Annotated in this window: 29 protein-coding genes; 14 read left to right on the forward strand and 15 right to left on the reverse strand. The window is 59.4% G+C overall.

The window, feature by feature from the left end:
• Nucleotides 1-13 precede the first annotated feature (13 nt).
• Nucleotides 14-880, reverse strand: a complete 867-nt coding sequence (locus D8U71_RS10630; RefSeq protein ID WP_130887739.1) for a shikimate dehydrogenase — start codon at nt 878-880, stop codon at nt 14-16.
• A 5-nt stretch (nt 881-885) separates the two neighbouring features.
• The gene (gene aroQ / locus D8U71_RS10635; protein ID WP_016773081.1) at nt 886-1,326 is read right to left on the reverse strand and encodes a type II 3-dehydroquinate dehydratase; all 441 of its coding nucleotides are present in this window, start codon (nt 1,324-1,326) and stop codon (nt 886-888) included.
• A gap of 326 nt (nt 1,327-1,652) precedes the next feature.
• Here aroQ and D8U71_RS10640 point away from each other — a divergent pair, with 326 nt between their 5' ends.
• Together D8U71_RS10640 and D8U71_RS10645 are read left to right on the forward strand one after the other, a co-directional pair.
• Nucleotides 1,653-2,081, forward strand: a complete 429-nt coding sequence (locus tag D8U71_RS10640; protein ID WP_130887740.1) for a DUF4160 domain-containing protein — start codon at nt 1,653-1,655, stop codon at nt 2,079-2,081.
• Entirely contained in the window at nt 2,078-2,524 is a 447-nt protein-coding gene (locus tag D8U71_RS10645; protein ID WP_122706020.1) for a DUF2442 domain-containing protein, read from the forward strand. The genes D8U71_RS10640 and D8U71_RS10645 overlap by 4 nt, the downstream gene beginning before the upstream one ends.
• Nucleotides 2,525-2,578: 54 nt before the next feature.
• Here the strand turns inward: D8U71_RS10645 and trmA are convergent, their stop codons facing one another.
• Complete coding sequence (gene trmA / locus D8U71_RS10650; protein WP_123443299.1) at nt 2,579-3,658, reverse strand: tRNA (uridine(54)-C5)-methyltransferase TrmA; 1,080 nt, start codon at nt 3,656-3,658, stop codon at nt 2,579-2,581.
• Nucleotides 3,655-4,950 (reverse strand): NCS2 family permease, encoded by a 1,296-nt coding sequence (locus tag D8U71_RS10655; protein WP_016773083.1) that lies wholly within the window; start codon nt 4,948-4,950, stop codon nt 3,655-3,657. The genes trmA and D8U71_RS10655 overlap by 4 nt, the downstream gene beginning before the upstream one ends.
• A gap of 220 nt (nt 4,951-5,170) precedes the next feature.
• Here D8U71_RS10655 and D8U71_RS10660 point away from each other — a divergent pair, with 220 nt between their 5' ends.
• Together D8U71_RS10660 and D8U71_RS10665 are read left to right on the forward strand one after the other, a co-directional pair.
• Nucleotides 5,171-5,617: a DUF4879 domain-containing protein gene (locus tag D8U71_RS10660; protein WP_130887749.1), complete on the forward strand. Its 447-nt coding sequence runs from the start codon at nt 5,171-5,173 to the stop codon at nt 5,615-5,617.
• A 67-nt stretch (nt 5,618-5,684) separates the two neighbouring features.
• On the forward strand, nt 5,685-6,236 hold the full coding sequence (locus tag D8U71_RS10665) for a DJ-1 family glyoxalase III (protein WP_130887741.1): 552 nt from the start codon (nt 5,685-5,687) through the stop codon (nt 6,234-6,236).
• Between the two features lie 4 nt (nt 6,237-6,240).
• Here the strand turns inward: D8U71_RS10665 and D8U71_RS10670 are convergent, their stop codons facing one another.
• The 3 genes from D8U71_RS10670 to D8U71_RS10680 form a co-directional block, all read right to left on the reverse strand.
• Nucleotides 6,241-6,528, reverse strand: coding sequence for a HigA family addiction module antitoxin (locus tag D8U71_RS10670; RefSeq protein WP_016773085.1), 288 nt, complete (start codon nt 6,526-6,528; stop codon nt 6,241-6,243).
• Between the two features lie 14 nt (nt 6,529-6,542).
• Complete coding sequence (locus D8U71_RS10675) at nt 6,543-6,821, reverse strand: type II toxin-antitoxin system RelE/ParE family toxin (protein ID WP_038861219.1); 279 nt, start codon at nt 6,819-6,821, stop codon at nt 6,543-6,545.
• Between the two features lie 100 nt (nt 6,822-6,921).
• A complete protein-coding gene (locus D8U71_RS10680; protein ID WP_130887742.1) occupies nt 6,922-8,157 on the reverse strand; it encodes an MFS transporter in 1,236 nt (411 codons plus the stop codon).
• 470 nt (nt 8,158-8,627) lie between these two features.
• Between D8U71_RS10680 and D8U71_RS10685 the strand changes: the two genes are divergently transcribed.
• From D8U71_RS10685 to D8U71_RS10695, 3 genes are all read left to right on the forward strand, one after another.
• On the forward strand, nt 8,628-10,073 hold the full coding sequence (locus D8U71_RS10685) for a cytochrome ubiquinol oxidase subunit I (protein WP_125925961.1): 1,446 nt from the start codon (nt 8,628-8,630) through the stop codon (nt 10,071-10,073).
• 3 nt (nt 10,074-10,076) lie between these two features.
• A complete protein-coding gene (cydB, locus tag D8U71_RS10690) occupies nt 10,077-11,084 on the forward strand; it encodes a cytochrome d ubiquinol oxidase subunit II (protein ID WP_024014408.1) in 1,008 nt (335 codons plus the stop codon).
• Nucleotides 11,085-11,168: 84 nt separating this feature from the next.
• Nucleotides 11,169-11,336: a DUF2474 domain-containing protein gene (locus D8U71_RS10695; RefSeq protein ID WP_016773090.1), complete on the forward strand. Its 168-nt coding sequence runs from the start codon at nt 11,169-11,171 to the stop codon at nt 11,334-11,336.
• A 72-nt stretch (nt 11,337-11,408) separates the two neighbouring features.
• Here D8U71_RS10695 and D8U71_RS10700 read toward each other — a convergent pair whose 3' ends face one another.
• Together D8U71_RS10700 and D8U71_RS10710 are read right to left on the reverse strand one after the other, a co-directional pair.
• Nucleotides 11,409-12,533, reverse strand: a complete 1,125-nt coding sequence (locus D8U71_RS10700) for a class I SAM-dependent methyltransferase (RefSeq protein ID WP_130887743.1) — start codon at nt 12,531-12,533, stop codon at nt 11,409-11,411.
• 174 nt (nt 12,534-12,707) lie between these two features.
• Nucleotides 12,708-13,418, reverse strand: coding sequence for an autoinducer binding domain-containing protein (locus D8U71_RS10710; protein ID WP_177434897.1), 711 nt, complete (start codon nt 13,416-13,418; stop codon nt 12,708-12,710).
• Nucleotides 13,419-13,732: 314 nt separating this feature from the next.
• On the opposite strand from D8U71_RS10710, the gene D8U71_RS10715 reads away from it, so the two are divergent.
• Nucleotides 13,733-14,509 carry a ferredoxin--NADP reductase gene (locus tag D8U71_RS10715; RefSeq protein WP_130887744.1) on the forward strand — a complete coding sequence of 259 codons (777 nt, stop codon included), beginning with the start codon at nt 13,733-13,735 and terminating at the stop codon, nt 14,507-14,509.
• Nucleotides 14,510-14,554: 45 nt separating this feature from the next.
• Here the strand turns inward: D8U71_RS10715 and mscL are convergent, their stop codons facing one another.
• Complete coding sequence (gene mscL / locus D8U71_RS10720) at nt 14,555-14,968, reverse strand: large-conductance mechanosensitive channel protein MscL (protein WP_024014404.1); 414 nt, start codon at nt 14,966-14,968, stop codon at nt 14,555-14,557.
• Between the two features lie 285 nt (nt 14,969-15,253).
• On the opposite strand from mscL, the gene katB reads away from it, so the two are divergent.
• Genes katB through radA form a run of 3 tightly spaced genes read left to right on the forward strand, consistent with a single transcriptional unit; the run spans nt 15,254 to nt 18,813 of the window.
• The gene (katB, locus tag D8U71_RS10725) at nt 15,254-16,795 is read left to right on the forward strand and encodes a catalase KatB (protein ID WP_016773095.1); all 1,542 of its coding nucleotides are present in this window, start codon (nt 15,254-15,256) and stop codon (nt 16,793-16,795) included.
• A gap of 57 nt (nt 16,796-16,852) precedes the next feature.
• The gene (locus tag D8U71_RS10730; RefSeq protein WP_130887745.1) at nt 16,853-17,398 is read left to right on the forward strand and encodes an ankyrin repeat domain-containing protein; all 546 of its coding nucleotides are present in this window, start codon (nt 16,853-16,855) and stop codon (nt 17,396-17,398) included.
• Nucleotides 17,399-17,445: 47 nt separating this feature from the next.
• Nucleotides 17,446-18,813 (forward strand): DNA repair protein RadA, encoded by a 1,368-nt coding sequence (gene radA / locus D8U71_RS10735; RefSeq protein WP_024014403.1) that lies wholly within the window; start codon nt 17,446-17,448, stop codon nt 18,811-18,813.
• A 188-nt stretch (nt 18,814-19,001) separates the two neighbouring features.
• On the opposite strand, the gene D8U71_RS10740 is transcribed toward radA, so the two are convergent.
• Complete coding sequence (locus D8U71_RS10740; RefSeq protein ID WP_130887746.1) at nt 19,002-19,370, reverse strand: PilZ domain-containing protein; 369 nt, start codon at nt 19,368-19,370, stop codon at nt 19,002-19,004.
• 159 nt (nt 19,371-19,529) lie between these two features.
• Between D8U71_RS10740 and D8U71_RS10745 the strand changes: the two genes are divergently transcribed.
• The 3 genes from D8U71_RS10745 to yjiA all read left to right on the forward strand — a co-directional run bounded on the left by D8U71_RS10745 (nt 19,530) and on the right by yjiA (nt 22,933).
• A complete protein-coding gene (locus tag D8U71_RS10745; protein WP_016773099.1) occupies nt 19,530-21,596 on the forward strand; it encodes a carbon starvation CstA family protein in 2,067 nt (688 codons plus the stop codon).
• Nucleotides 21,597-21,611: 15 nt separating this feature from the next.
• A complete protein-coding gene (locus D8U71_RS10750; protein ID WP_003228401.1) occupies nt 21,612-21,809 on the forward strand; it encodes a YbdD/YjiX family protein in 198 nt (65 codons plus the stop codon).
• A gap of 152 nt (nt 21,810-21,961) precedes the next feature.
• Nucleotides 21,962-22,933: a GTPase gene (gene yjiA, locus D8U71_RS10755; RefSeq protein ID WP_130887747.1), complete on the forward strand. Its 972-nt coding sequence runs from the start codon at nt 21,962-21,964 to the stop codon at nt 22,931-22,933.
• A gap of 116 nt (nt 22,934-23,049) precedes the next feature.
• On the opposite strand, the gene D8U71_RS10760 is transcribed toward yjiA, so the two are convergent.
• The 4 genes from D8U71_RS10760 to D8U71_RS10775 all read right to left on the reverse strand — a co-directional run bounded on the left by D8U71_RS10760 (nt 23,050) and on the right by D8U71_RS10775 (nt 26,656).
• On the reverse strand, nt 23,050-23,754 hold the full coding sequence (locus D8U71_RS10760; RefSeq protein ID WP_125925965.1) for a GntR family transcriptional regulator: 705 nt from the start codon (nt 23,752-23,754) through the stop codon (nt 23,050-23,052).
• Between the two features lie 18 nt (nt 23,755-23,772).
• Nucleotides 23,773-24,477, reverse strand: a complete 705-nt coding sequence (locus tag D8U71_RS10765) for a FadR/GntR family transcriptional regulator (RefSeq protein ID WP_016773102.1) — start codon at nt 24,475-24,477, stop codon at nt 23,773-23,775.
• A 49-nt stretch (nt 24,478-24,526) separates the two neighbouring features.
• Nucleotides 24,527-25,840, reverse strand: coding sequence for a C4-dicarboxylate transporter DctA (locus D8U71_RS10770; protein WP_110603140.1), 1,314 nt, complete (start codon nt 25,838-25,840; stop codon nt 24,527-24,529).
• 240 nt (nt 25,841-26,080) lie between these two features.
• Nucleotides 26,081-26,656 (reverse strand): hypothetical protein, encoded by a 576-nt coding sequence (locus D8U71_RS10775; protein ID WP_130887748.1) that lies wholly within the window; start codon nt 26,654-26,656, stop codon nt 26,081-26,083.
• Between the last annotated feature and the right edge of the window lie 221 nt (nt 26,657-26,877).

Genomic DNA, 26,877 nt, shown 5'->3' on the forward strand with positions numbered 1-26,877 from the left:
CGCTCCCACAGAGTTACCCTGTTGTTAAGCCATTCATGCTTTGAAAATGCTCAAGCATGCGCTGCGCATCCGGCACCACGCCGCTGAACAGTTCAAACGCCTTCACCGCCTGAAACACCGCCATGTTGCCGCCATCCAGGGTGCGGCAGCCCAAATTGCGGGCGTCGCGCAGCAGTTCGGTTTCCAGCGGGAAATACACAATCTCCGCGACCCACATTTCCCTGCGCAGCAACCCGGCCGGCACCGGTGAACCCGGCAGCTTGGCCATGCCCATCGGCGTGGTGTTGACCAGACCATCGGCCTGCGCCAGCGCCCCGGGCAAATCCGCTCCGGCCTGCGCGCGACTGGCGCCAAAATGTTGATTCAGATTGTTTGCCAGGCTCTCGGCACGCTCGCGGTCGACATCAAAAATCGTCAATTGCCGTACGCCTTCGCTGAGCAGTGCGTGGGCCACCGCCGCGCCAGCGCCACCTGCGCCCATCTGGACGACGCGTTGACGGGCAGCGTCTGTCAGACCCCGGCGAAAACCCTCGGCGAAACCGAGGCAGTCGGTGTTGTGGCCGACACGCTTGCCGTCCTTCAGCACCACGGTGTTCACCGCGCCGATGCCACGGGCTTCCGGCGACAACTCATCAAGCAGCGGGATGACCGCCTGTTTGCACGGGAAAGTGATGTTCAGTCCGGTGTAATTCATCCGCTCCGCCGCTTGCAGCAAGTCGGGCAGAGCCGTGCTGTCGAGGTGCAATTGATCGAGGTCGATGAGCTGGTACAGATACCGCAGGCCCTGCGCATCACCTTCGTGCTCGTGCAGTGCCGGCGTGCGTGAAGCCTGAATCCCGGCGCCGATCAGCCCGGCGAGTATCACCTTGGAACGCGACATGGTTCTTACCTCTGCAACCGCTGGCTGAAATGCTCCAGCGCCAGGCGATAGCCATGGCTGCCGAACCCGCACATCACCGCCGTGGCAATGCCGGAAACAAATGAATGATGACGAAACGGCTCACGGGCGTGGACATTGGACAGGTGCACCTCGATCACCGGCAATTCACTGGCGACCAGTGCATCGCGAATCGCCACGGACGTATGCGTCCACGCCGCCGGATTGATCACGATCCCGGCACAACGACCACGCGCGGCGTGAATCCAGTCGAGCAGCTCGCCTTCATGATTGGTCTGGCGAAATTCCACGGTCAGACCGAACTCGTCAGCCGCGCGACCACACAGCGCGGAAATATCCGCCAGGGTTTCATGACCATAAGTCGCCGGCTCGCGAGTGCCGAGCAGGTTCAGGTTCGGGCCGTTAAGCACCAGAACGGTAGGGGACATGGGGTAACTCCACTTCTTGTTTTTGGCATCGGCCGAGAGGTTCCGGCCTGTGGAGATAAAATGTACTAGATGGTTACATCGGTCAATTGGAAGACTTTAAGAGCAGTAATTTTCGTTCGGTGATCGCACAGGAGGGATCATGCCAAGCGTAATTTCAAAACGTAACGACAGCTTTTCTTACGTTTTTCTCGACTCATTTCTCGAGCCCCAACCCCACGCCCGCTAGTCTTCAGTGACCTCCGGCACATCGCTTTGTGTTAACCGGTCGTCGGACTCGAAAGGAAATTCGAGATCTGGAAATCAATTAACCTAACGGATGGGTTAGCATGAAGATATGCAGCTACAAAGGAATGTCGATTCGCATCATGTTGAGAGACGAACACTGTCCACCGCACGCCCATGTAGATGCGGGTGCCTGGAATGCCCGCTTCCGGTTCAGCTTCTGGCACAACGAAGTTGATCTGTGGGATGTCGTGCCGTTGTCCCGACGACCACCGCTCACTGTGCTTAACGGCTTGTGTCTGTCACTTGGACAACCGGCGCACTTGCGTAGAGCACGAGGGATCTGGTGGTCGGCCGTGAAGACCGCTTGTCTCGATAATCAGATATGGGACTGCCAGGCAAACGAAGTGCCCGTAATGAAACCAGTCACCGACGAGACCTACAGGATCGGATCGGCGCGCTATGACCCCGATGCAGACAAGGTGCTGCTGTCCTTGATCGGCAAGTTGGAAGGAGTTGAGATCGAATTATGAAGGTCATCAAGGCAAAACCGTCGGTGCATCGCCCCCTGACGGAAGAGATGCTCGATGCCGCCATCACACTTGGCGAAGTACGACAGGCCAATAGTTTGCAGGCCGTGTCAGTGAGCTTCGAAGAATCCTCTTTGGTCATTCGTTTCGAGGACGGCAGCGGTGTGTTGCTTCCGGTGAAGCTGTATCCCGAATTCGCGGGGTTTGAAGCGGCCGATTATGCAAGCCTGACGATCGGCTTCGCCGGCACTGCGCTGTGCCATGAGGGCAAGGATCTGGATATTTCCATTGCCGGAATGATTTCAGCGAGCCCGCCGCTTATGCGGATGGCCGCGTCGGTCGTCGCCTCGCGCAACGGGCGTCAAAGCAGCGCTGCGAAATCTGCGGCAGCGCGAGCCAATGGCAAAAAAGGCGGGCGTCCACGCAAAACTGATATCGCGCCATAGCACCCACAAAAAAGCCGTCAATCACGACGGCTTTTCCGTATCAGCTACCCGCAATCAACGCCGGGTCAGCAGCACACCGGATTCCATGTGATGGGTCCACGGGAACTGGTCAAACATCGCGCACTTGGTAATGCGGTGGGTGTCATGCAACTGGGCGATGTTGGCCGCCAGGGTGTCCGGGTTGCAGGAAATGTAGAGGATGTTGTCGAAGCGCCGGGTCAGTTCGCAGGTGTCCGGGTCCATGCCGGCGCGTGGTGGGTCGACGAAGACGCTGCCGAATTCGTAGCTCTTCAGATCGATGCCGTGCAGGCGACGGAACGGGCGCACTTCGTTGAGCGCTTCGGTCAGTTCCTCGGCGGACAAGCGCACCAGCGTGACGTTATCCACAGCGTTTTCGCTGAGATTGCTCAGGGCCGCGTTGACCGAAGTCTTGCTGATTTCGGTAGCGAGCACTTTGCGCACGCGAGTCGCCAGCGGCAGGGTGAAGTTACCGTTGCCGCAGTACAGCTCGAGCAGATCGTCGCTGCGATCGCCCAAGGCTTCGTATGCCCAATTGAGCATCTTCTGGTTCACCGTGCCGTTGGGCTGGGTGAACGCGCCTTCGGGCTGGCGATAGCTGAAGGTGCGGCCGCCGACTTCGAGTTTCTCCACGACATAGTCCTGACCGAGCACTTCGCGCTTGCCTTTGGAGCGGCCGATGATGCTCACGCCCAGATCCGCCGACAACTGAGTTGCCGCCGCATGCCAGTGCTCGTCCAGCGGACGGTGATAGCACAGGGTGATCATCGCGTCGCCGGCCAGCGTGGTCAGGAATTCGACCTGGAACAACTTGTGGCTCAGCGCCGAACTGGCTTGCCACGCGGCCTTCAACTGCGGCATCAACTGGTTGATGCGCAGGCTGGCAATCGGGAATTCTTCGATGAGTATCGGCGTGCGCTTGTCGTCCTGAGAGAACATCGCGTAATGCCGCTCGCCGCCCTCGCGCCACAGGCGGAATTCGGCGCGCAGGCGGAAGTTCTGCAGAGGCGAGTCAAACACCGTCGGCTCGGGTGCATCGAACGATGCCAGCAGATCACGCAAGCGCGTGACCTTGGCCTCGAGTTGTTCGGCGTAGGCTTGGGAATCGAAACTCATGCGTTGAACCAACCCAACTTGATCACAAACAGAATCGACAGAATCACCAGAGCCGGGTTCAGCTCACGGGCACGGCCGGACAGCAGCTTGATGGCGGTCCAGGCGATGAAGCCGAAGGCGATGCCGTTGGCGATCGAATAGGTGAACGGCATGGCCAGTGCGGTAACCACAACCGGTGCTGCCACGGTGATGTCGTCCCAGTCTATTTCCGCCAGGCCGGAAGTCATCAGCACCGCGACGAACAGCAGCGCTGGCGCGGTGGCGAATGCCGGAACGCTGGCCGCCAAGGGCGAGAAGAACAGCGCCAGCAGGAACAGGATTGCCACGACGATGGCGGTCAGGCCCGTGCGGCCACCGGCACTGACGCCGGCAGCGGATTCGATGTAACTGGTGGTGGTCGACGTGCCCAGCAGCGAGCCGGCCATGGCCGCCGTACTGTCGGCGATCAGCGCACGGCCCATTTTCGGCATGTGGCCGTCCTTGCCCATCAGGCCGGCGCGCTTGGCGACGCCGATCAGGGTCCCGGAGTTGTCGAACAGGTCGACGAACAGGAAGGCGAAGATCACGCTGACCAGACCGATGTCCAGTGCGCCTTTGATGTCCAGTTGCAGGAAGGTCGGCGCCAGCGACGGCGGCATCGACATGATGCCGCCGAACTCGGTGACGTTCAGTACGATCGAGGCGATGGTTACGGCGAGAATGCCGATCAGCACCGCGCCGCGCACTTTCAGCGCTTCGAGGGCGACGATCACGGCGAAGCCGACGGTGGCCAGAATCGGTGCCGGTTTGGTCAGATCGCCGAGGCCGACCATGGTCGCCGGGTTGCTGACCACGATACCGGCGTTGTGCAGGGCGATCAGCGCCAGGAACAGGCCGATACCGGCGGCAATCGCCGAGCGCAGTGGCAGCGGAATGGCGTTGATGATCCATTCGCGGATGCGGAAGATCGACAGCAGGAAAAACAGCACGGCGGAAATGAACACCGCACCCAGCGCCACCTGCCAGGTGTGGCCCATGTGCAGCACCACGGTGTAGGTAAAGAAGGCGTTCAGGCCCATGCCCGGAGCGAGGGCGATCGGGTAGTTGGCGATCAGGCCCATCACGGTCGAGCCGATGGCGGCCGCCAGACAGGTGGCGACGAAAATTGCGCCCTTGTCCATGCCGGTCTCGCCGAGGATGCTCGGGTTGACGAACAGAATGTAAGCCATGGCCAGGAAAGTCGTGACGCCCGCAAGAATTTCGGTGCGCACGTTTGTGTTGTGTGCCTTGAGTTGAAACAGCCTTTCCAGCATGTCTGCTCCCCGTGGCGCGCGTGGCGCCGTGAATGTATCGACCTCAACAGCAAAGCACAGACCGTCGCAAGCGCCTGGGAAATTGTCGTGGGTCGGAAAAAGCCGCGCATCATACCAGCCGCGTGAGGAATTTGGCGGATGTTGGTGTCGATCGTCGGCGAAGTTTTGCGCAGCCGACAACTGCGCCATACTGCGCGCTGATTTTTTGGAGTGGGCAGGCATGCGCAACGGCGGGATCAGGATTTTCGGATGGATTGCAGCACTGCTGCTGACAGCTCCGGCGTTCGCGGCATCGGCGCCGCCGCTCACCGAGGTGAAGGTGATCAAAGTGCAATCGCCATCCTGCGGTCTGGAAGATATTGCCGATAACCAGCCGCAAACCCAATGCAATCACAGCGGGCCGAATATCAAGGTCTATGTGCTGGAAGTCGGCTATGGCCAGAACCAGCCACACGTGACTTTGGATGGCTTCGAGGTCAACGGCACCCGAGGTCCGGTGTGCGCCTTCGATAATGGCAATCTCACTGAATGCATCCCTGGCAGCAAAACCGTCGGTTCTCTTTATACCTTCGATCTGGCCGGCAAACAGCAAGGCACCTTCAACTTCAGCAACACCTCGATCAACGCTCCGCGCAACACGCTTTCGACTCAGCTTTACATCAAGTAACGGCTGTCTGCGAACAAGGTGGGACAAAGCTGACTACGCTTGACTGACTACCCAGCGGAAAGCGCCCATGATTTCCAGAGCCCTGATTGCCCTCGCCGAGGGCATCGACGATTTGCAAAGCGTGACCCTGATCGACGTACTGCGCCGCGCCGGCATCGAAGTGGTCGCCGCCAGCATCGAAGGTCGGCGCATGCTGACCTGTGCGCGCGGCACCCGGCTGACTGCCGACGGCATGCTGGTCGATGTGCTGGCACAGACTTTTGACCTGATCGTCCTGCCAGGCGGTGCCGTCGGTTCCCGGCATCTGGCGGCGCATCAGCCCTTGCAGCAATTGCTCAAGGACCAGGCCAGCGCCGGCCGACTGTTCGCCGCCATCGGCGAAGCCCCAGCCACCGCCCTCCAGGCATCAGGCGTGCTGCGCCAGCGCCGCATGACCTGCCTGCCCGGCGCCAGCCATCAGTTGTCCGGCTGTACGTTTGTTGATCAACCGGTGGTGGTCGACGGCAACTGCATCACCGCCCAAGGCTCGGGCGCGGCGCTGGAATTTGCCCTGACCCTGGTCGAGCAGCTTGGTGGCAAGGCGTTGCGGGCGAGGGTGGCGGGGGAGTTGATGGCCTGACGGGTCAGCCGTGGGCTGCGAGGGGTTCTATCATTGGTTGCTCACGGTGCTCCGCTTGCCAAAGATCGTAGTCGGTTTGGACGCCTAGCCAAACGCGCGCCTTGCCGATCCCTGCACGCTCAAGTCGTACTGCCAGATCCGGGCTGATTGGCGCGTGTCCGTGCAGTACGCGCGAAAGATGCGGGCGTGCAAAGCCAAGGTGCCGGGCCAATTCACTCACGCTGATACCAAGCTCGGGCAAGACATCCAGCAGCAGGGTTTCACCGGGGTGTGGCGGGTTGTGCATGGGCATGAGCCTGCCTCCTGTCAGTGGTAGTCCAGATAATCGACCAATTCGATATCCGAACCGACAAAACGAAAGATCACTCGCCAGTTGCCTGAAACGCTGAGCGACCAGTATTCACTCAGCTCGCCTTTCAACGGATGCAGGCGCCAGCCCGGCAAGTCCAGATCGCCGGGAAGTGTCGCTCGATCCATGAACTGCAACATGCGCGACAGCCGTTTTGCATGGTCGGCACGAATTCCACGAGTCGTACCTGTTTCATAGAAGCCACGAAGGCCTTTGTGCTGAAAGGATTTGATCATGGCGGCGAGTGTAAGGCGATACATTACACTCAGTGCGGTAACTATGTACCGCACGTTGTCGCTTGATATGTGCTGAGCAGGTGAGTTTTTTCCAAAAAACTCAGACCTTCTCTTCCACCGGCACATGCATCCGGTCCCGATTCGCCAACGTCGGAAACAGTTTGATCCACGTCCCCGTCACCACCAGGGTGCCGATCCCGCCCATGACCACCGCCGGCACGGTGCCGAACCAGTGGGCAGTGAGGCCGGATTCGAATTCGCCCAACTGGTTCGAAGCGCCGATGAACAGCCCGTTGACCGCGCTGACCCGGCCGCGCATTTCGTCAGGAGTTTCCAGCTGTACGAACGAGGCACGGATGACCATGCTGATCATGTCCGCTGCGCCGAGCACCACCAGCACCGCCAGCGAGAACCAGAACGAGGTCGACAGACCGAAAGCGATGGTCGCGACGCCAAAGATGCCGACGGCGGTGAACATCACTCGGCCCACGTTGCGTTCGACGGCATATCGCGCGAGAAACAGCGACATCAGCAGGGCACCCACCGCTGGTGCCGAACGCAGCAAGCCCAGACCCCACGGGCCGGTCAGCAGAATGTCCTTGGCGAACACCGGCAGCAACGCCGTGGCGCCGCCGAGCAACACGGCGAACAGGTCCAGCGAGATCGCGCCGAGGATGTCTGGGCGGCTGCGGATGAAGCGAATCCCCGCCAGCAGCGAGTCCAGCGTGGCTTTGCCTTTATTCAATGGCGTCTGGCGTGCCGGCAGGTTGAGCATCAGCGAACAGGCGATCACATACAGCAGCACGGTCGGGCCGTAGACCCAGACGCTGCCGAATGCATAGAGCAAACCGCCGAGGGCCGGGGCGACGATGGTGGCCGACTGTTGCGCCGATTGCGCGGCGGCAACTGCGCGGGGGAAAAGCGCACTGGGGACGATGCTCGGCAGCAGCGCCTGAGTCGTCGGCATCTCGAACGAACGGGCGGCGCCGAGCAGAAAGGCGAGGATGAAAATCATCTCGCGGGTGACGTGATCGGTGGCGCTGCCGATGGCCAGCGCCAAGGCAATCAACGCCTGCAATGACTGGCAAAGCGCGGCGACCTTGCGCCGATCGTAGCGATCAGCGACATGCCCGGTGTGCAGCATGAACAGCACCCGCGGGGCGAATTCGACCAGCCCGACCAGGCCCAGATCCAGCACGTTGCCGGTCAGTTGATACAGGTTCCAGCCAATTGCCACGGTGAGCATCTGGAACCCGCTGGCGGTGAAAATCCGCGCCAGCCAGAAAGCCATGAACGGACGATGGTGACGTAACAGCAGGGGCTCTTGTGTGCGCATCTGAAGGCAGGTCTTGGACGAGTGAACGGCGAGATTATCACCAGTCTGTAACAGGAAGTTGCTACGAGAAACAATTCAGTTAGCCAGACATCGATCTTTCATGCTGACAATCAGCCCTGTGGTGAGGGGATTTATCCCCGTTGGGTCGCGCAGCGGCCCCAAAATCTCGAAACGACGACTGCTGCGCAGCCGGACGGGGATAAATCCCCTCGCCACAGGGGAGTGAGGCAACTTGTCACGCGGCAAACCACCACGCAGTTCATTGGCAAAAATGGGACTACTCTTTCAACGTTGCTTGATCCAGATCAAGACCCCGACCGGAACTGATCTGGCGGCCATTTGGCCAGACTCCCTGCGTTGCGATGGTTGCAAAAAAAGAACGAATCCGAATTCGCCGCACTCCATATCCGTGGGGGCAGTGGTGCAGGCCTCCGGGCCAGCTACCCGTATTACCTGACAGAGGAAGCCATATGTTCGGTTTAGAGGCTCTCGATCTCGCCCGAATTCAGTTCGCGTTCACCATCTCGTTCCACATTCTGTTCCCGGCCATCACCATTGGCCTGGCGAGTTACCTGGCGGTGCTCGAAGGCTTGTGGCTGAAGACCCGCAACGACACCTACCGCGATCTCTACCATTTCTGGTCGAAGATTTTTGCCGTCAACTTCGGCATGGGCGTGGTTTCCGGGCTGGTCATGGCTTATCAGTTCGGCACCAACTGGAGTCGTTTTTCCGACTTCGCCGGTGCCGTCACCGGGCCGTTGCTGACCTATGAAGTGCTCACCGCGTTCTTCCTTGAGGCCGGTTTCCTTGGCGTCATGCTGTTCGGCTGGAACAAGGTCGGGCGCGGCCTGCACTTCTTCTCGACGGTGATGGTAGCGGTCGGCACGCTGATTTCGACCTTCTGGATTCTCGCCTCCAACAGTTGGATGCAGACCCCGCAAGGCTTTGAAATCGTCAACGGTCAGGTGATCCCCACCGACTGGCTGGCAATCATCTTCAACCCGTCATTCCCTTATCGGCTGATGCACATGGCCACGGCCGCGTTCGTCGCGACGGCGTTCTTCGTCGGCTCGTCGGCGGCCTGGCACCTGCTGCGCGGCAGGGACAACCCGGCGATCCGCACCATGCTGTCGATGGCGATGTGGATGGCGTTGATCGTCGCGCCGATTCAAGCGGTGATCGGCGACTTCCACGGCCTCAACACGCTCAAGCATCAGCCAGCGAAAATCGCTGCGATCGAAGGCCACTGGGAAAACCATGGCGACGAAGCGACGCCGCTGATCCTGTTCGGCTGGCCGGACATGAAAGAGGAACGCACCAAGTTCGCCGTAGAGATTCCATACCTCGGCAGCCTGATCCTCACCCACTCGCTGGATAAACAAGTGCCGGCGCTGAAGGAGTTCCCACCGGAAGACCGGCCGAATTCGACCATCGTGTTCTGGTCGTTCCGGATCATGGTCGGCCTCGGTTTCCTGATGATCTTCACCGGTTTGTGGAGTCTGTGGCTGCGCAAGCGTGACTCGCTGTATACCTCGCGGCCGTTCCTGCATCTGGCCTTGTGGATGGGGCCGTCCGGTCTGATCGCGATTCTCGCTGGCTGGTTCACCACGGAAATCGGCCGTCAACCGTGGGTGGTCTATGGCCTGATGCGCACCGCAGATGCTTCGTCCAACCACAGCTTCATGCAGATGAGCATCACCCTGATCATGTTCGTCGTGGTCTATTTCGCCCTGTTCGGCGCCGGTCTCGGCTACATGATGCGCCTGGTGCGCAAAGGGCCGAAGATCAGCGAAGGCAGCGAAACACCGGACGGTGGTCCAGGCAAGAAACGCACCCCGGCGCGTCCGTTGTCCGCAGCCGACGACCCGGCCGAGGGCGAGCACGAAGACAACACTCGCTTGACCAAGGAGATTTGACTCATGGGTATCGATCTTCCGCTGATCTGGGCCGTGATCATCATCTTCGGCATCATGATGTACGTGGTCATGGACGGCTTCGACCTGGGCATTGGCATTCTCTTCCCGTTCGTACCCGGCAAGACCGATCGCGACGTGATGATGAACACCGTCGCCCCGGTCTGGGACGGCAACGAAACCTGGCTGGTACTGGGTGGCGCGGCGTTGTTCGGCGCCTTCCCGCTGGCCTATTCGGTGGTGTTGTCGGCGCTGTACCTGCCGCTGATCTTCATGCTCATGGGCCTGATCTTTCGCGGCGTGGCTTTCGAGTTCCGCTTCAAGGCCAAGGATGAAAAACGTCACCTGTGGGACAAGGCATTTATCGGTGGTTCGATCGCGGCGACGTTCTTTCAGGGCGTGGCGCTGGGAGCGTTCATCGATGGTCTGCCGGTGGTCAATCGCCAGTTCGCCGGTGGTTCACTGGACTGGCTGACGCCGTTCACGCTGTTCTGCGGCGCGGCGCTGGTGGTGGCCTATGCCTTGCTCGGCTGCACCTGGCTGATCATGAAAACCGAAGGCAAATTGCAGGAACAGATGCATGATCTGGCGCGACCGCTGGCATTCGTGCTGCTGGCAGTGATTGGTGTCGTCAGCCTGTGGACGCCTCTGTCACATCCGGAAATCGCCTCGCGCTGGTTCAGCATGCCGAATCTGTTCTGGTTCATGCCGGTGCCGATTCTGGTGCTCGTCACCTTGTACGGCCTGATTCGCGCGGTGGCACGTAACGCCAACTACACGCCGTTCCTGCTGACGCTGGTGCTGATTTTCCTCGGCTACAGCGGTCTGGGCATCAGCCTGTGGCCGAACATCGTGCCGCCGTCGATATCGATCTGGGACGCCGCCGCGCCGCCGCAAAGTCAGGGCTTCATGCTGGTCGGCACGCTGTTCATCATTCCGTTCATCCTGGGGTATACCTTCTGGAGCTACTACGTGTTCCGCGGCAAGGTCACCCACGAAGACGGTTACCACTAATCCCATGCTGGGCTTGCCCTGTGGGAGCGAGCCTGCTCGCGAAGGCGTCCGCAGTGACGCCTTGGCTTAACGGAGATCGATGCAATGACCGGCAAACATTCCCTGCACGACATTGAAGAAGCCGAAAAAAAGCCGCTGTGGCAGCGGCTCGGCTGGTTGGCCCTGATCTGGGTTGGCAGTGTCGGCGTGTTGTTCATCGCCGCCAGCCTGATGCGCATGTTCATGAATGCCGCAGGTTTGACCACCCACTGAAACATCCCGTCCCGGCGCCTTCGGGTATGGATTTGCAACCCTCCTCACGGAGGGTTTTTTTACGCCGCAGTTTTATTTGCGCGCCTTGAGGATGACGAATTTCGGCGTCGCCGCCACTTGCTCGACACCACGAAACAGGCGCGCCAGTTTGCTGTGATAGCCCAGATGCCGGTTGCCGACGATGTACAGCGCACCACCAACCACCAGTGCCTCGCGCGCCTGTTGGAACATGCGCCAGGCGAGGAAATCGCCGACCACCTGCTGCTGATGGAACGGCGGGTTGCACAGCACCACGTCCAGCGACTGCGGCGCCTGCCCGGCCAGACCATCGCCAGCGCGCACGGTGACTTCGCGATCGGCCAATGCCGCGCGCCAGTTCTCGGCAGCCGATTGCACCGCCATGAACGATTCGTCGACCAGCGTGTAATGTGCATCCGGGTTCTGCAAGGCGCTGGCGATTGCCAGAACACCGTTGCCGCAACCGAGGTCGGCGACTCGCGCGTGGCCAAGGTTTTTCGGTAGATGCGGCAGAAACGCGCGAGTGCCGATGTCGAGGCCTTCGCGGCAGAACACGTTAGCGTGGTTGAGCAATTCGATCGCTGGTTCGTCGAGGCGATAGCGAGTCGGGTAGGGCGATGTGGCGGGCGCTTTGCTTTCAGGTGTGGCGATCAGCAATCGCGCCTTTTTCACTGCCAGCGATGCCTGCACAGGACCAACGTAGCGCTCCAGCAAGTCGCCGGCAGCGCGCGGCAGATGCTTGACCATGGCGGCGGCGATCACTTGCGCGCCGGGAGCGAGTTGTCCTTGCAGGCGGATCAGCTGTTCTTCCAATAGCGCCAGAGTTTTGGGGACGCGGATCAGCACCCGGTCAAACGGCCCGACCAAGGGCTCACTGGCCGGAATCGGACGAATCGCATCGAACGCCTGACCATTGCGCAGCAGATTCTTTTCCAGCCCGACGAAACCCAGGAACGAGTCGCCGCTGCTGCTCACCTCGACCTTGCCCAGCAGGCTGATTGCCAAGGCGCCAAAGCTGTCATTGAGCACCAGCACGCGGGTGCTGCTCGCAGGTTGTTCGCTGGCGAGATGATTGAGCAGGTATTCGTCCGCCGCATCGAAGGCTTGCAGTGGTTCATTCTGCTGTTCAGGCTGGCGGATCAGGTCGAGCTGGGCGAAAGGCGTTTCGAGCAAAGGCATGGGGCGGGGACTCAGGATATTCGGCAGATATCCCGTTGCCGGCAGATGGTGCGACGGGACCCGATCGAGTGGACTGCGATGCAAGCAGGTTGCGTCATCACTCGGAAAGGCCTGAATGGTACGTTTTTTTGCGCCTAAATACTCGCAGGATTACCGCGCGATAACGCTCAGCTTTCAGATGATGCCGGCACGAGCGGCGGCAATCACTGCGGAAATCTTGTTGCAGACGTTGAATTTTTCGATGACGTTTTGCACATGATAGTTAACGGTGCGTTCGCTCAGGCTGAGTATTCTCGAAATATCGTGAGCGGTCTTGCCCATGGCGGACAATTTCATGATCTCCAGCTCCCGGGACGATAGCCTCGGCTTGCTGGGCTTGGCCGGTGTGGGAACGGTGCGGGCATACAGGTCACTGAAGTGTCGGTTGGCAAAAAACAGATAACCGTAATGCTCATACAGTTCGAGCGGGCTGATCGGGCAGTGGGTGCGCGCCAGGCTGATGATGCTGCACAAACCACTGGTTTCGTCATGAAAGGCCTGCGACCAGCCATGCTGTAGTCCATTCTGTTTCAACGCCTGCCACAATTCTGGCGCATCGGTGAATACTCTTTCTTCCCAGACGATCGGCAATACCGAATGATTGCAATGCGCTATTACCGGATCAATATTCCGGTAGTTCTCTTTGTTGTACTGGATGTTCCATTCTTTCGGATAGTTATTGATTTGCAAGGCATTCAAATGGACCTCGCGATGGGGGGAGGTGACCGCTATCGCACAATAGTTAAAGCCCAGATTCTCGGCAAATCTCAGCAGTATCGGGTATGCCGCCTCAATGCCTTTGGCAAATGTCAGTTGTTTCAATTGTGATTCCTTCCACGTTTCCATGAACTATCGCCTCCATAGCCTGATATCGGGGCGCCAAATGGATCCAAAAAATCCGGCACGAATCGAAGTGTAGGATCTTTCCTGCGAAACGCCTTACATTTTTTCGAGATTGAAACTTTGATGTTTTTTATAAAGTGTTCTTAGCAATACAGGCTGTTATATTTTAATTGGCATCTTAAAGTTATTGCTCTAGATTCAGCACTGCCAGCAAATCGAATGTCTAGCGCTGATCCCGTCAATACCATTACCAATCACGAGTGTTTGGCAGCGCGATTTTGCGGGACACTATGGGCAATCGTTTCAAGGAGTGCCTCATGACTGCCAGTGCCGAGAAGTACACCACCCAGACCTTGCTCGATGTGCAACCGTTGACGCCGAACCTGTTCACGCTGCGCACCAGCCGTGATCCCGGCTTTCGCTTTCGTGCCGGCCAGTTCGCCCGGCTGGGCGTGACCAAGGCCGATGGCAGCACGGTCTGGCGCGCCTATTCGATGGTGTCGTCGCCGTTCGATGAGTTTCTTGAGTTCTTTTCCATCGTCGTGCCGGGCGGCGCATTCACCAGTGAGCTGAGCCGGCTACAGGTCGGCGATAGCCTGATGGTTGAGCGCCAGGCGTTCGGCTATTTGACACTGGATCGTTTTGTCGACGGCCGTGACCTGTGGTTATTGTCGACCGGCACCGGGGTGGCGCCGTTTCTGTCGATCCTGCAGGACTTCGAGGTCTGGGAGAAATTCGAGCGAATCATTCTGGTTTACAGCGTGCGGGAGGCGCGGGAACTGGCTTATCAGGAGTTGATCGCCGGGTTGGCGCAACGTGACTATCTGAGCGAATACGCCCACAAGCTGCAATTCATCCCCACTGTGACCCGCGAAGCGCATCCAGGCGCGCTGCAGGGCCGGATTACCACGTTGATCGAGAATGGCGAGTTGGAGCGAGCGGCAGGGGTTGAGCTCTCGCCAGAGCATTCGCGAGTGATGCTGTGCGGCAATCCGCAGATGATCGACGACACCCGCGCCTTGCTGAAACAGCGCGACATGCGCCTGAGCCTGACCCGCAAGCCAGGGCAGGTTGCGGTGGAGAATTACTGGTAACGAAAACGGCACCCGCGGGTGCCGTTTTGATGTGTAGCGAATGCCTCAGGGCCGCTCGTTCTGCGCCTTGAGCAGGTCGCGGATTTCGCCCAGCAGTTGCTCTTCCTTGCTCGGGATCGGCGGCGCGGTCGGGGCTACGGCTTCTTCGCGCTTGAGGCGGTTGATGGCTTTGACGCCCATGAAGATCGCAAACGCGACAATCACGAAATCCAGCACCGTCTGCAGGAATTTGCCGTAAGCCAGCACCACGGCGGGCGCATCGCCCTGGGCGGCTTTGAGCGTGACAGCCAGATCACTGAAGTCCACCCCACCGATCAACAGGCCAATCGGCGGCATGATCACGTCGCCGACAAACGACGAAACGATCTTGCCGAACGCCGCGCCGATGATGATACCGACGGCCATGTCGACCACATTGCCTTTGACCGCGAAGGCCTTGAACTCGCTAAGCACGCCCATAGTTATTTCCTTGTTACAGATGAGTTTGGTGTAGGCAGTGTAAATCAGCGAAACGCCTCCTGCGCGAAACACCTTCTTACAATGCCCGTTTTTATCGACACATCAATTGACGATTAGTTTGCAAAATGCCAGCAATCGCGCGCGGAATACGCGCTAACCCGCTGACGGGAAAGCCAATTTCTTCAATCATGGCGTTACGTTCTTTCTATTTATGTTCCTCGGCACGGGCCTCTAGCCTTGCTGTGGCGCACCTGGATGCGCTCAATAAAACCAGAGGAACCTGATATGACTTCCGCTCTTGGACTGGGGGCTTTTCCCCATCGCCGCACTCTCGGCGTTCTCACCGCCAGCCTGCTGACCTTCTCGGTCAACGCCGCTCCGCTGACCCGCGACAACGGCGCTGCTGTCGGTGACAATCAGAACTCGCAAACCGCCGGCGCCACCGGCCCGGTGCTGCTGCAGGACGTGCAACTGATCCAGAAACTGCAGCGCTTCGACCGTGAGCGTATTCCCGAGCGCGTGGTACATGCACGCGGCACCGGCGCTCATGGCACCTTCACCGTGACCGATGACCTCAGCGATCTGAGCAAGGCCAAGGTGTTCGCCGCAGGCCAGAGCACGCCGGTATTCGTGCGTTTCTCGGCGGTGGTGCATGGCAACCATTCCCCGGAAACCCTGCGTGACCCGCGTGGGTTCGCCACCAAGTTCTACACCGCTGACGGTAATTGGGATCTGGTCGGCAACAATTTCCCGACCTTCTTCATCCGCGATGCGATCAAATTCCCGGATATGGTCCACGCCTTCAAGCCCGATCCACGCACCAACCTCGACGACGATTCGCGCCGATTCGATTTCTTCTCCCATGTACCGGAAGCCACCCGCACACTGACCGAGTTGTATTCCAACTACGGCACTCCGGCCAGTTATCGAGAGATGGATGGCAATGGTGTTCATGCCTATAAGCTGATCAATGCCAGGAATGAAGTTCACTATGTGAAGTTTCACTGGAAGAGTCTTCAAGGCATCAAGAACCTCACACCAAAACAAGTCAGCGAAGTTCAAGGTCAGGATTACAGTCATATGACCAACGACTTGGTGAGTAATATCAACAAGGGCAACTTTCCGAAGTGGGACTTGTACGTGCAAGTTCTCAAGCCGCAGGATTTGTCCAAGTTTGATTTCGATCCATTGGATGCAACCAAGATCTGGCCCGGTATTGCCGAGCGCAAAGTTGGACAAATGGTCTTGAACCGTAATCCGGCCAATGTCTTCCAGGAAACTGAACAAGTTGCCATGGCACCGGCCAACGTAGTTCCGGGTATCGAGCCTTCGGAAGATCGTTTGTTGCAGGGCCGAGTGTTCTCTTACGCCGATACGCAGATGTATCGCCTCGGTGCCAACGCTTTGCAATTGCCGATCAACGCACCGAAAACCGCAGTGAACAATGGCAATCAGGATGGCGCGATGAATTTTGGCGCCAGCCAGTCCGGCGTCAACTACCAGCCGAGTCGTCTGCAACCGCGTGAAGAGACGCCAGCGGCGCGTTACAGCCAGTCGGCGCTGGCGGGCAGCACGCAACAGGCGAAGATCCAGCGTGAGCAGAACTTCAAGCAGGCCGGTGATCTGTATCGCTCGTACAGCAAGCAGGAACGTCGCGACCTGATCGACAGCTTCGGCGGCTCGCTGGCCACCACCGATGACGAGAGCAAGCACATCATCCTGTCCTTCCTGTACAAGGCCGACCCTGAGTACGGCAGCGGTGTGACCGAAGTGGCCAAGGGCGACCTCAGCCGTGTGAAAGCACTGGCGGCCAAACTGACCGACTGATATCGATGCGGCGCACGCGAGGGCTGTCCCGCCTCGCGTGCGCTCAAGGAGAGCCCGATGCGTATTTTTCTTTTATGCCTGGCCGGGAGCCTGTCGTTCACCGCGTGGGCGGCACCGGTCGAGCAAAGCCCCGAGGCAATCAAGGCGCAGTTGCAGGATTACTACTTTGACGCCGCACGGCGTGGCGACGTGCCGATGCTCGAGACCTTTATCGAGTCCGGCTATTCCCTCGATATCCGCGACAGCAAGGGTTACACCGCACTGATTCTGGCGGCCTACCACGGTCAGGCGCCGGCGGTTGAGCGACTGTTGGCAGCGGGCGCGGATGCCTGTGCTCAGGACCAGCGCGGTAACACGGCGCTGATGGGCGCGATTTTCAAAGGCGAGTTGCAGATCGCCCGGCGCCTGATGGCCACCGATTGCAGCCCCGACCAACGTAACGGCGCCGGACAAACAGCGGCGATGTACGCCGGGCTGTTCAAGCGTCTGGAATTGCTTGATGCGTTGAAAGCCAAGGGCGCCGACCTCAATGCCGAGGATCCGCTGGGTAACAGTGCCGCGCGTCTGGCCAGCGGCGAAATCCGTACCGCTGCGCCGCGCTGATCGGCGGTGGCTGCGTTATCATCGCGTCTTTTGTTCCGGGGGTTCTGATGGCCAAGGCCAAGCGCATGTACGGCTGCACCGAGTGCGGCGCAACCTTTCCCAAGTGGGCCGGGCAGTGTGGCGAGTGCGGTGCCTGGAACACCCTGACCGAAACCATGATCGAAAGCGGCGGCGCCACGGCACCCACCGGGCGCACCGGTTGGGCTGGCCAGCAGGCGCAGATCAAGACGCTCGCCGAAGTCAGCATCGAAGAGATTCCACGTTTTTCCACCGCGTCCGGTGAGCTCGACCGCGTGCTCGGCGGTGGTCTGGTCGATGGCTCGGTGGTGCTGATTGGCGGTGATCCGGGGATCGGCAAATCGACAATCCTGCTGCAGACCCTGTGCAATCTGGCCAAGAGCATGCCAGCGCTGTACGTCACCGGTGAGGAATCCCAGCAGCAAGTGGCGATGCGCGCTCGCCGTCTCGGCCTGCCGCAGGATCAACTGCGGGTGATGACCGAAACCTGCATCGAAACCATCATTGCCACCGCCCGCCAGGAAAAGCCCAAGGTGATGGTGATCGACTCGATCCAGACCATCTTCACCGAACAACTGCAATCGGCCCCGGGCGGCGTGTCGCAGGTGCGCGAAAGTGCGGCGTTGCTGGTGCGTTACGCCAAGCAGAGCGGCACGGCGATCTTCCTCGTCGGCCACGTCACTAAAGAAGGTGCGCTGGCCGGTCCGCGTGTTCTGGAACACATGGTCGACACGGTGCTGTATTTCGAAGGTGAATCCGATGGTCGACTGCGTCTGCTGCGGGCGGTGAAAAACCGTTTCGGCGCGGTCAATGAGTTGGGCGTGTTCGGCATGACCGACAAGGGCCTGAAAGAAGTCTCCAACCCATCGGCGATTTTTCTTACCCGCGCTCAGGAAGAAGTCCCGGGCAGTGTGGTCATGGCGACGTGGGAAGGCACCCGACCGATGCTGGTCGAAGTGCAGGCGCTGGTCGATGACAGCCATCTGGCCAACCCGCGTCGGGTGACGTTGGGGCTGGATCAGAACCGATTGGCGATGTTGCTCGCGGTGTTGCACCGTCATGGTGGAATCCCGACCCACGATCAGGACGTGTTCCTCAACGTGGTAGGCGGCGTGAAGGTGCTGGAGACGGCGTCGGATCTGGCGTTGATGGCGGCGGTGATGTCGAGTTTGCGCAACCGGCCGCTGCCCCATGATCTGCTGGTGTTCGGTGAGGTGGGCTTGTCCGGCGAGGTACGCCCGGTGCCGAGCGGGCAGGAGCGGTTGAAGGAAGCGGCCAAGCACGGCTTCAAACGCGCGATCGTGCCCAAGGGTAACGCACCGAAGGAATCGCCTCCCGGCTTGCAGATCATCGCCGTGAGCCGCCTTGAACAGGCCCTTGACGCACTGTTTGAGTGAATGCCGAACCTCTGTGGTGAGGGGATTTATCCCCGTTGGGGCGCGTAGCGGCCCTGAAAAAACGGGTCTGCTGCGCAGCCCAACGGGGATAAATCCCCTCGCCACATAAATCCTCTCACCCCATAAATCCCCTCACCACATAGATTCCCCTCACCACAGGGCATTCCAATTCGGGGTTGGGGGTGGCGCTAGATTTCGATCAGGGCACCCAGTTCGCGCTCCAGCTCGGCCTCATCCGCCAGATTCAGTTCGATCAAGCGGCGCAGGCGCTGGATTGATTCCAGGCTGATGTGCCGGCAGATGAACCCCAAGTGGCCGTTTTCCTCATGGGCCAGATGCACGTTCATCTCGATATCGACGTCTTCGCTCAGATGAATGTCGACGAAGAAGTCCTGGTCTTTATCCCCGAGCCACGGCTCCGGTCGCTCGATCAGCAGGCCCTTGAGCGACAGGTCGATCAACTTGACCGGCCAGATGTACTCGCCCTGTTTCAGCTCGGTTCTGGCATCGAACGCAATACGTTTGAAACGACGTCGATTGGCGGGGTGCTCGCTCATGGCGCAATCCTCATGAAGGTTCGCTGACTATAGACCGCGAATGCGGGCGCCAGCCAATCGCTCAAGCGTCTAGACCTATGTCGGGGTATGGCCTTTGGCGCCGTAAGCGCTAAACTCGGGGTGGCTGTCTTTCTTGTCCACCCTGGCTGGAATAATAAAATGAAAAATAATAATAGCCTGCTGCGCCACTTACCCTGGCTCGTGCTGGCAATCGTAGGAGCGTGCGCCCTTGGCGTAGTGGCATTGCGCCGCGGCGAGGCGATCAACGCCTTGTGGATAGTGGTCGCTGCCGTGGCCATTTATCTGGTTGCGTACCGTTACTACAGTCTGTTCATCGCCAACAACGTGATGCAACTGGATCCGCGTCGGGCCACCCCCGCCGTGCTCAACAACGATGGTCTGGACTATGTGCCGACCAACAAACACATTCTTTTCGGTCACCACTTCGCGGCCATCGCTGGCGCGGGGCCACTGGTCGGTCCGGTGCTGGCGGCGCAGATGGGGTATCTGCCCGGCACACTCTGGCTGATTGCCGGTGTGGTGCTGGCGGGCGCGGTGCAGGACTTCATGGTCCTGTTCATGTCGACCCGACGCAACGGACGTTCCCTGGGCGACATGGTGCGTGAAGAGATGGGCCGGATTCCCGGAACCATTGCACTGTTCGGCTGCTTCCTGATCATGATCATCATCCTGGCGGTGCTGGCGCTGATCGTGGTCAAGGCCCTCGCCGAGAGCCCGTGGGGCATCTTCACCGTGATGGCGACCATCCCGATCGCGATGTTCATGGGCATCTACATGCGCTACATCCGCCCGGGCCGCATCGGCGAAATCTCCGTGGTCGGTGTATTGCTGCTGCTCGGTTCGATCTGGCTGGGCGGGCAGATCGCTGCCGATCCGGTATGGGCCAAAGCCTTTACCTTCACTGGTGTGCAGATTACCTGGATGCTGGTCGGCTATGGTTTCGTCGCTGCATCGCTGCCGGTCTGGCTGATCCTCGCGCCACGCGACTACCTGTCGACCTTCCTCAAGATCGGCACCATCGTCGCCCTGGCGATCGGCATCCTGATCACCATGCCCGAGCTGAAAATGCCGGCGTTGACCCAGTTCGTCGACGGCACCGGGCCGGTGTGGAAGGGCGGTCTGTTCCCGTTCCTGTTCATCACCATCGCCTGCGGCGCGGTATCGGGTTTCCACGCACTGATCTCGTCGGGCACGACGCCGAAGCTTTTGGATAACGAAACCAACGCCCGCTACATCGGTTACGGCGGCATGCTGATGGAATCGTTCGTGGCGATCATGGCCATGGTTGCCGCTTCGGTGATCGAGCCGGGCGTGTATTTCGCCATGAACAGCCCGGCCGCAGTCGTTGGCAGTGACGTCGCTTCGGTGGCGCAGGTTGTCACCAGCTGGGGCTTTGCGATCACACCGGAGGCGCTGCAAGCGGTTGCCCATGACATCGGCGAAACCACCATCCTGGCTCGCGCCGGTGGTGCGCCGACTCTGGCGGTCGGTATCGCGCAGATCCTGCACAGTGTCCTGCCGGGTGAAAACACCATGGCGTTCTGGTACCACTTCGCGATCCTGTTCGAAGCGCTGTTCATCCTCACCGCTGTGGACGCCGGCACCCGTGCCGGACGCTTCATGCTGCAGGACCTGCTCGGCTCTTTCGTACCGGCGCTCAAACGCACCGAATCGTGGGGCGCCAACCTGATCGCCACCGCCGGTTGTGTGGCGATGTGGGGCTGGTTGCTGTATCAGGGCGTGATCGATCCACTGGGCGGCATCAACACCCTGTGGCCATTGTTCGGCATCTCCAACCAGATGCTCGCCGGTATCGCGCTGATGCTCGGCACCGTGGTTCTGATCAAGATGAAGCGCCAGCGCTACATCTGGGTCACCCTGTTGCCGGCCACCTGGCTGTTGATCTGCACCACTACTGCTGGCTTCATCAAGCTGTTCGACGCCAACCCGGCGATCGGCTTCCTGTCCTTGGCCAAGAAGTACAGCGATGCGCTGGCCAACGGTCAGGTGCTGGCGCCGGCGAAGAGCGTCGAGCAGATGCAGCACGTGATCTTCAACGCCTACACCAACGCCACACTCACCGCGCTGTTCCTGTTCGTGGTGTTCAGCATCCTGTTCTACGCGCTCAAGGTTGGCATTGCCGCCTGGGGCAAGAAAGAGCGTACGGATAAAGAATCGCCATTCCAGGCCCTGCCGGATGCGTAACCAGAGGATTGCAGCATGTTCAATGACCTGAGTCGCCTCGGTAAATACCTCGGTCAGGCCGCGCGCCTGATGGTCGGCATGCCCGACTACGACACCTACGTCGAGCATATGCAAACCAAACACCCGGACAAACCGGTGATGAGCTACGAGATGTTCTTTCGCGAACGTCAGGAAGCCCGTTACGGTGGCAAGGGTGGGCCGAAGTGCTGTTGAGCTGACAGCATCAGGTTGAGGTAATCCCCTGTGGGAGCGAGCCTGCGCGCGAATACGGAGTGTCAGTTGATGAATGATTTGACTGACACACCGCTTTCGCGAGCAGGCTCGCTCCCACATTTGTTTTTGTGTTCTTTTCAGGAGATCGGGTTTTGTCTTCTCCCATTCCGGTAACGGTTCTCAGCGGTTTCCTCGGCGCCGGCAAGACCACCTTGCTGCGTCATTTATTGAAAGCCGAGCACGGCCTGAAAATCGCCGTGATCGAAAACGAATTCAGCGACGCCGGCATCGACACTCAGTTACTGGGTGACGAGCCGGTGCAAGTCATGACCCTGGCCAACGGCTGCGTCTGCTGCACCATTCACACCGATCTGACCAAGGCGCTGTACCTGCTGCTCGAACGCCTGGACAGTGGCGAGATCGCCTTCGATCGTCTGGTGATCGAGTGCACGGGGCTGGCCGATCCGGCGCCGGTGGCACAGACCTTTTTCATCGAGGAAGAGCTGCGCGAGCGTTATCTGCTCGACGGCATCATCACCCTGGTCGACGCCGCTCACGCCGACGTGCACCTGACCCAGACCATTGCCCAGGCGCAGATCGGTTTCGCCGATCGCTTGCTGGTGAGCAAGACCGACCTGGTCGATGAGGCGACGTTCACTGCGCTGAGCGAACGCCTCACGCGAATCAACCGCCGCGCGCCGATCCGCGTGGTCGAGCATGGCAATATCGATCTGGCCGAACTGCTGGATGTACGCGGCTTCAACCTCAATGCTGACCTGGGCGGCGGTTTGAGCCTGCGTCCGGTGAGCAAGGCACCGTCGATCGATCGCATCTCCAGCCTGGTGCTGCGCACCGATCAGGCGCTGGATATCGATCAGCTCAGCGAATTCATGAACGAGTTGCTGGAAGAGCACGGCAAGCAGTTGCTGCGCTACAAAGGCGTGCTGAACATTGCCGGCGAAGATCGGCGGTTGGTGTTTCAGGGTGTGCTGAAACTCTATGGTTTCGACTGGGACACCGAATGGGCCGAGGGCGAGGCGCGCGAGAGTGTGATCGTGTTTATTGCCGATGATTTGCCGGAAGAGAAAATTCGGGCGGGGTTTGCCAGGGTTGCTTCTGCCTGATGGATCTTGGTTGTCAGTGATGGCGTCTTCGCGAGCAAGCTCGCTCCCACAGGAGACCGTATTCCGTCCAGAGAAATGCGGTCAACTGTGGGAGCGAGCTTGCTCGCGAAGGCGGTCTAACCGACAGCACAATGCTCAAGGTCTGGACCGAGCAGTGTCTGCTCAAGATGATCCAGATGCCGATCCATCAACATGCAGGCCTTGGAAACATCACCTCGCTCCACAACCTCAACCAACGACAAATGCTCCTGCCATGCGCAACAGCTTTGCGTCGAAAAATGACTCCGCGCAATCGCCAACGACGTCAGCGGCACCAGGCTGCGCAGAAAATGCGCCAACGGCACATTCCCCGCCATCCGTGCCAACTGCAAATGAAACTCCCCCGATAACCGAATCGCCGCCCCGCGCCGAGCCTGCTCGGTGGCGCGCTTCTCGCGCTCTATCAACGTGCGCAAACATTTCAGATCGTCTGGCTGCGGACGCTGACAGGCCAACCGCACCAAGGTGTGCTCAGCCAGCCGTCGCGCATGCAAGGTCTGCCGGATCAGCTCCCGATCAGGCGCGGCCACTCGTGGTCGATGATTGGCGCGCAATACCACGATCTGCTCGTGGGACAACTGCGTCAGCACCCGCCGCACATCGGCGCGGCCGGCGTTGAACATCGCCTGCAGAGTGTCCTCGGTGAACCGGCTGTCTTCATCGATACGCTGCTCGAGAATCGCGTCGAACACTCGCGGATACAGATCTTCCGTCGGCGTGCCCAGGCGAGAGACGGGCAGGGCGGTCGAATTGGCATGCGAGGCTGAAGCAAAACTGTTCATGGCCGTTCTCCTGGCAAATCAGGTGGGCAAGTTGTCGTCCGGAATATTCAGCTCAACGCCCATGCGCTGGCCTTCGCGCAGAATGTGCCGACGCATTTCGGCGCTGGCCTGAGCGCTGTTCTTGCTGCGGATCGCGCGGACTACCGCTTCGTTTTCTTCCAGGCGTTCGGCCAGATGTTCCGGGGAATTGCGCAATACCTCGGCGCTTTGCTTGAGGGCGTTGCTGGTCTGCTGTACCACGCTCTGGAAAATCGGGTTCGAGGTCAGCGTGAACAGTTCTTCGTGGAAAGCGATGTAGGCACTGACTCCGGCCTCACTGTCACCGGCCTCGAGGGCTTCGCGCATGTCCATCAGGGTCAGGCGCAATTGGCCGACTTCCTTGCTGCTGATCGATTGCGCGACCAGCCCGACGATGAACGGCTCAAGGGTGTAGCGCAGTTGCAGCACGTCTTCGAGACTGGCGCCGGCGACTGCGCTGTCGTGGCTCTGGCTGTCGCTGAGTTGTGCGTCGAGCACGACTACGCCTTTGCCCGGCATCGAGCGCACCAGGCCGAGGGTTTCGAGGACGATCACCGCTTCGCGCAGGCTGGGCCGGCTGATGCCCAGCTGTTCGGCCAGTTCGCGCTGGCCCGGCAGCATGTCGCCGGAGCGCCATTGGCCACGGGCCAACGCGGCGCGGAGTTTTTCCACCACTGAATTGACGACGGTTGAAGTTGTAATCACGTATTGGCTCCCTGCGCCGTGCCTGCATATTGGCAGGCACGGCACTCATTCAGAATTCTTTGGCCGCCGCCTGAGCGACGGTTTTTCGCGGTTGAAAGTTATAGCCCTGCTCACCGTTGAGCACCTTGTTCGCGCGCTGTACATCGATGTCTTTTTCCCAGCGGGCGATGGCCACGGTGGCGACGCAGTTGCCGATCAGATTGGTCAGCGCGCGGCCGATGCCCATGAACCAGTCCACCGCCAACACCAGCACCAGACCGACTACGGGAATCGCCGGGATCGCCGTCAGCGTCGCGGCGAGAATCACCAGCGCCGAACCGGGAATGCCGTGGGCGCCTTTGGAGGTGATCAGCGACACCAGCAGAATCGTCAGCAAGTCGGTCATCGCCAGCGGTGTGCCGGTGGCGTTGGCGATGAACACGATGGCCAGGGTCAGGTAGATCGAGAAACCGTCGAGGTTGAACGAGTACCCGGTCGGGATCACCAGACCGACCGTCGAACTGCCGATACCGAGGTGTTCGAGCTTGCGCATGATCTGCGGCAGCACGGCGTCGGAAGAGGCGGTGCCCATCACGATCAGCAGTTCTTCCCGCAGGTACTTGAGCAGCGGCCACATGCGCAGACCGGAAACGCGCATCACCAGACCGAGGATCAGCGCGACGAAGGCGACGCAGGTCAGGTAGAACAGACCGACCAGACTGCCCAGGTGCTGCAGCGAGTCGAGACCGTATTTGCTGGTGGTGAAGGCGATGGCACCGAACACGCCGATCGGCGCCAGACGCACGATCATGCCCATGATGCGGAAGATCACGTGGCTGAGTTCGTTGATCAATCGCGAAATCCCGGAAGCGGCTTCGCCAACCAGATTCAGCGCACTGCCGAACAGCACCGAGAACAGCAGCACTTGCAGAATATTGTTGTCAGCGAAGGCGCCGATCACCGAGGTCGGGATCAGGTCCATCAGAAATTGCGTGGTGGTGTGCATGTGCTGGCCGCGCTCGGCGAGGTCGCCCATGTCGGCGCTGGAGAGCTGCTCCAGATGAATGTTCGCGCCGCTGCCAATGCCGGTGCTGAAGGCGAACACCAGACCGATCACCAGAGCGATGGTGGTCAGCACTTCAAAGTAGATCACCGACTTCAGGCCGATGCGTCCGACCTTCTTCAGATCGCCCGCGCCGCTGATGCCGCTGACCACCACACAGAACACGATCAGGCCAATCAGCATCTTGATCAATTTGATGAAGCCATCGCCGAGCGGTTTCAGCTGGGCGGAGTATTCAGGAAGGGTCAGCCCGCAGACGATGCCGAGCATCAGTCCGAGAACCACTTGAAGGAAGATTGAACGCGAGCACCATCTGAGCATGGGAGGAATCCTGGGTCGGTGTCCTGGCTGCCGTACGCGTGGCGCAGCGGATTCAGGACTTAATTATTGTGGTCTTACCGGTATGTCCAGTGCAGGCGCAGTCTAGGCGCAGGTTTTCGCGGATCGCAAGGGAAAATTAGAAAATTGGCATGACCGGTCTTACCAGTTGTCTGGATGGCCCGGTCTTGAGCATTTGAGAAAAATTGGCGGCTATGCCTTTTTTTCTGGGCGGGGCGTGAGTCACGTTTTGATGACTGGTACATGTCTTTCGACGATGCTCAGGATGAAAGTGATCTTTGAACGTTCTTCGGTTTTGCCCAGATAGACGTAAGGCAGACTTCTGATTTTTATACCGCCCAGATAGGCATGATTTTTCAGTTTGAGAGAAACAGCTGTATGTACACCCGTTAAGTTGTCCAGCGTTATAGCGGTGCCGCTACGGTCGACAAGAATAAAAGTGGTCAAGTTGTCAGTCTCTGGCTTGACGGCCTCGACGGTGTCCAGCCAGTGATTGCTGATTACCTGATTGAAATAGTTGCCCTGGTTTTTCACGGTGAGGATGTAGCCGTCAGGGGTATGAGCGAAATGCAGCTTCAGCGGTTTTATCCGGCCGCTCTGCTCGTTGCTCCGGATGCCGAGCAGGTGGGACTGATCCCGTGTTTGCGGGCGTCCGGTATAGAAACCGCCGCTGAACAGACTGATGGTAGCCATCGCCGGTTTGCCGTACAGCTGTTCAAGAAAGCCGACCCTGTGGTCGAACATTCTCAATGTTGCGATGAAAGATTTTTCGATATTGCCCGTCATGATGAAATCCATTTATCAAGTCGGGTTTCAGACTAAGCGGTTTTCATCTATGGCGGTTTGCATGTGTGTTGCAAGAGTTTGGTTTGAACAACGAGATGAACAATCCTGCTGGACGGGATTAGCAGGTTGCTGCTTTATTCGGGTGGTATTTTTTTATTGAATTCATGGCAATAAAAAACCGGCCATCGTCAGACTGTGTGAAAACCTAGCAATCTGCGCAGCGCTCAAAGAAA

Origin of the sequence: Pseudomonas sp. Sample_21 (genome assembly GCF_004307525.1) — a bacterium.
GTDB classification, from domain to species: domain Bacteria; phylum Pseudomonadota; class Gammaproteobacteria; order Pseudomonadales; family Pseudomonadaceae; genus Aquipseudomonas; species Aquipseudomonas atacamensis.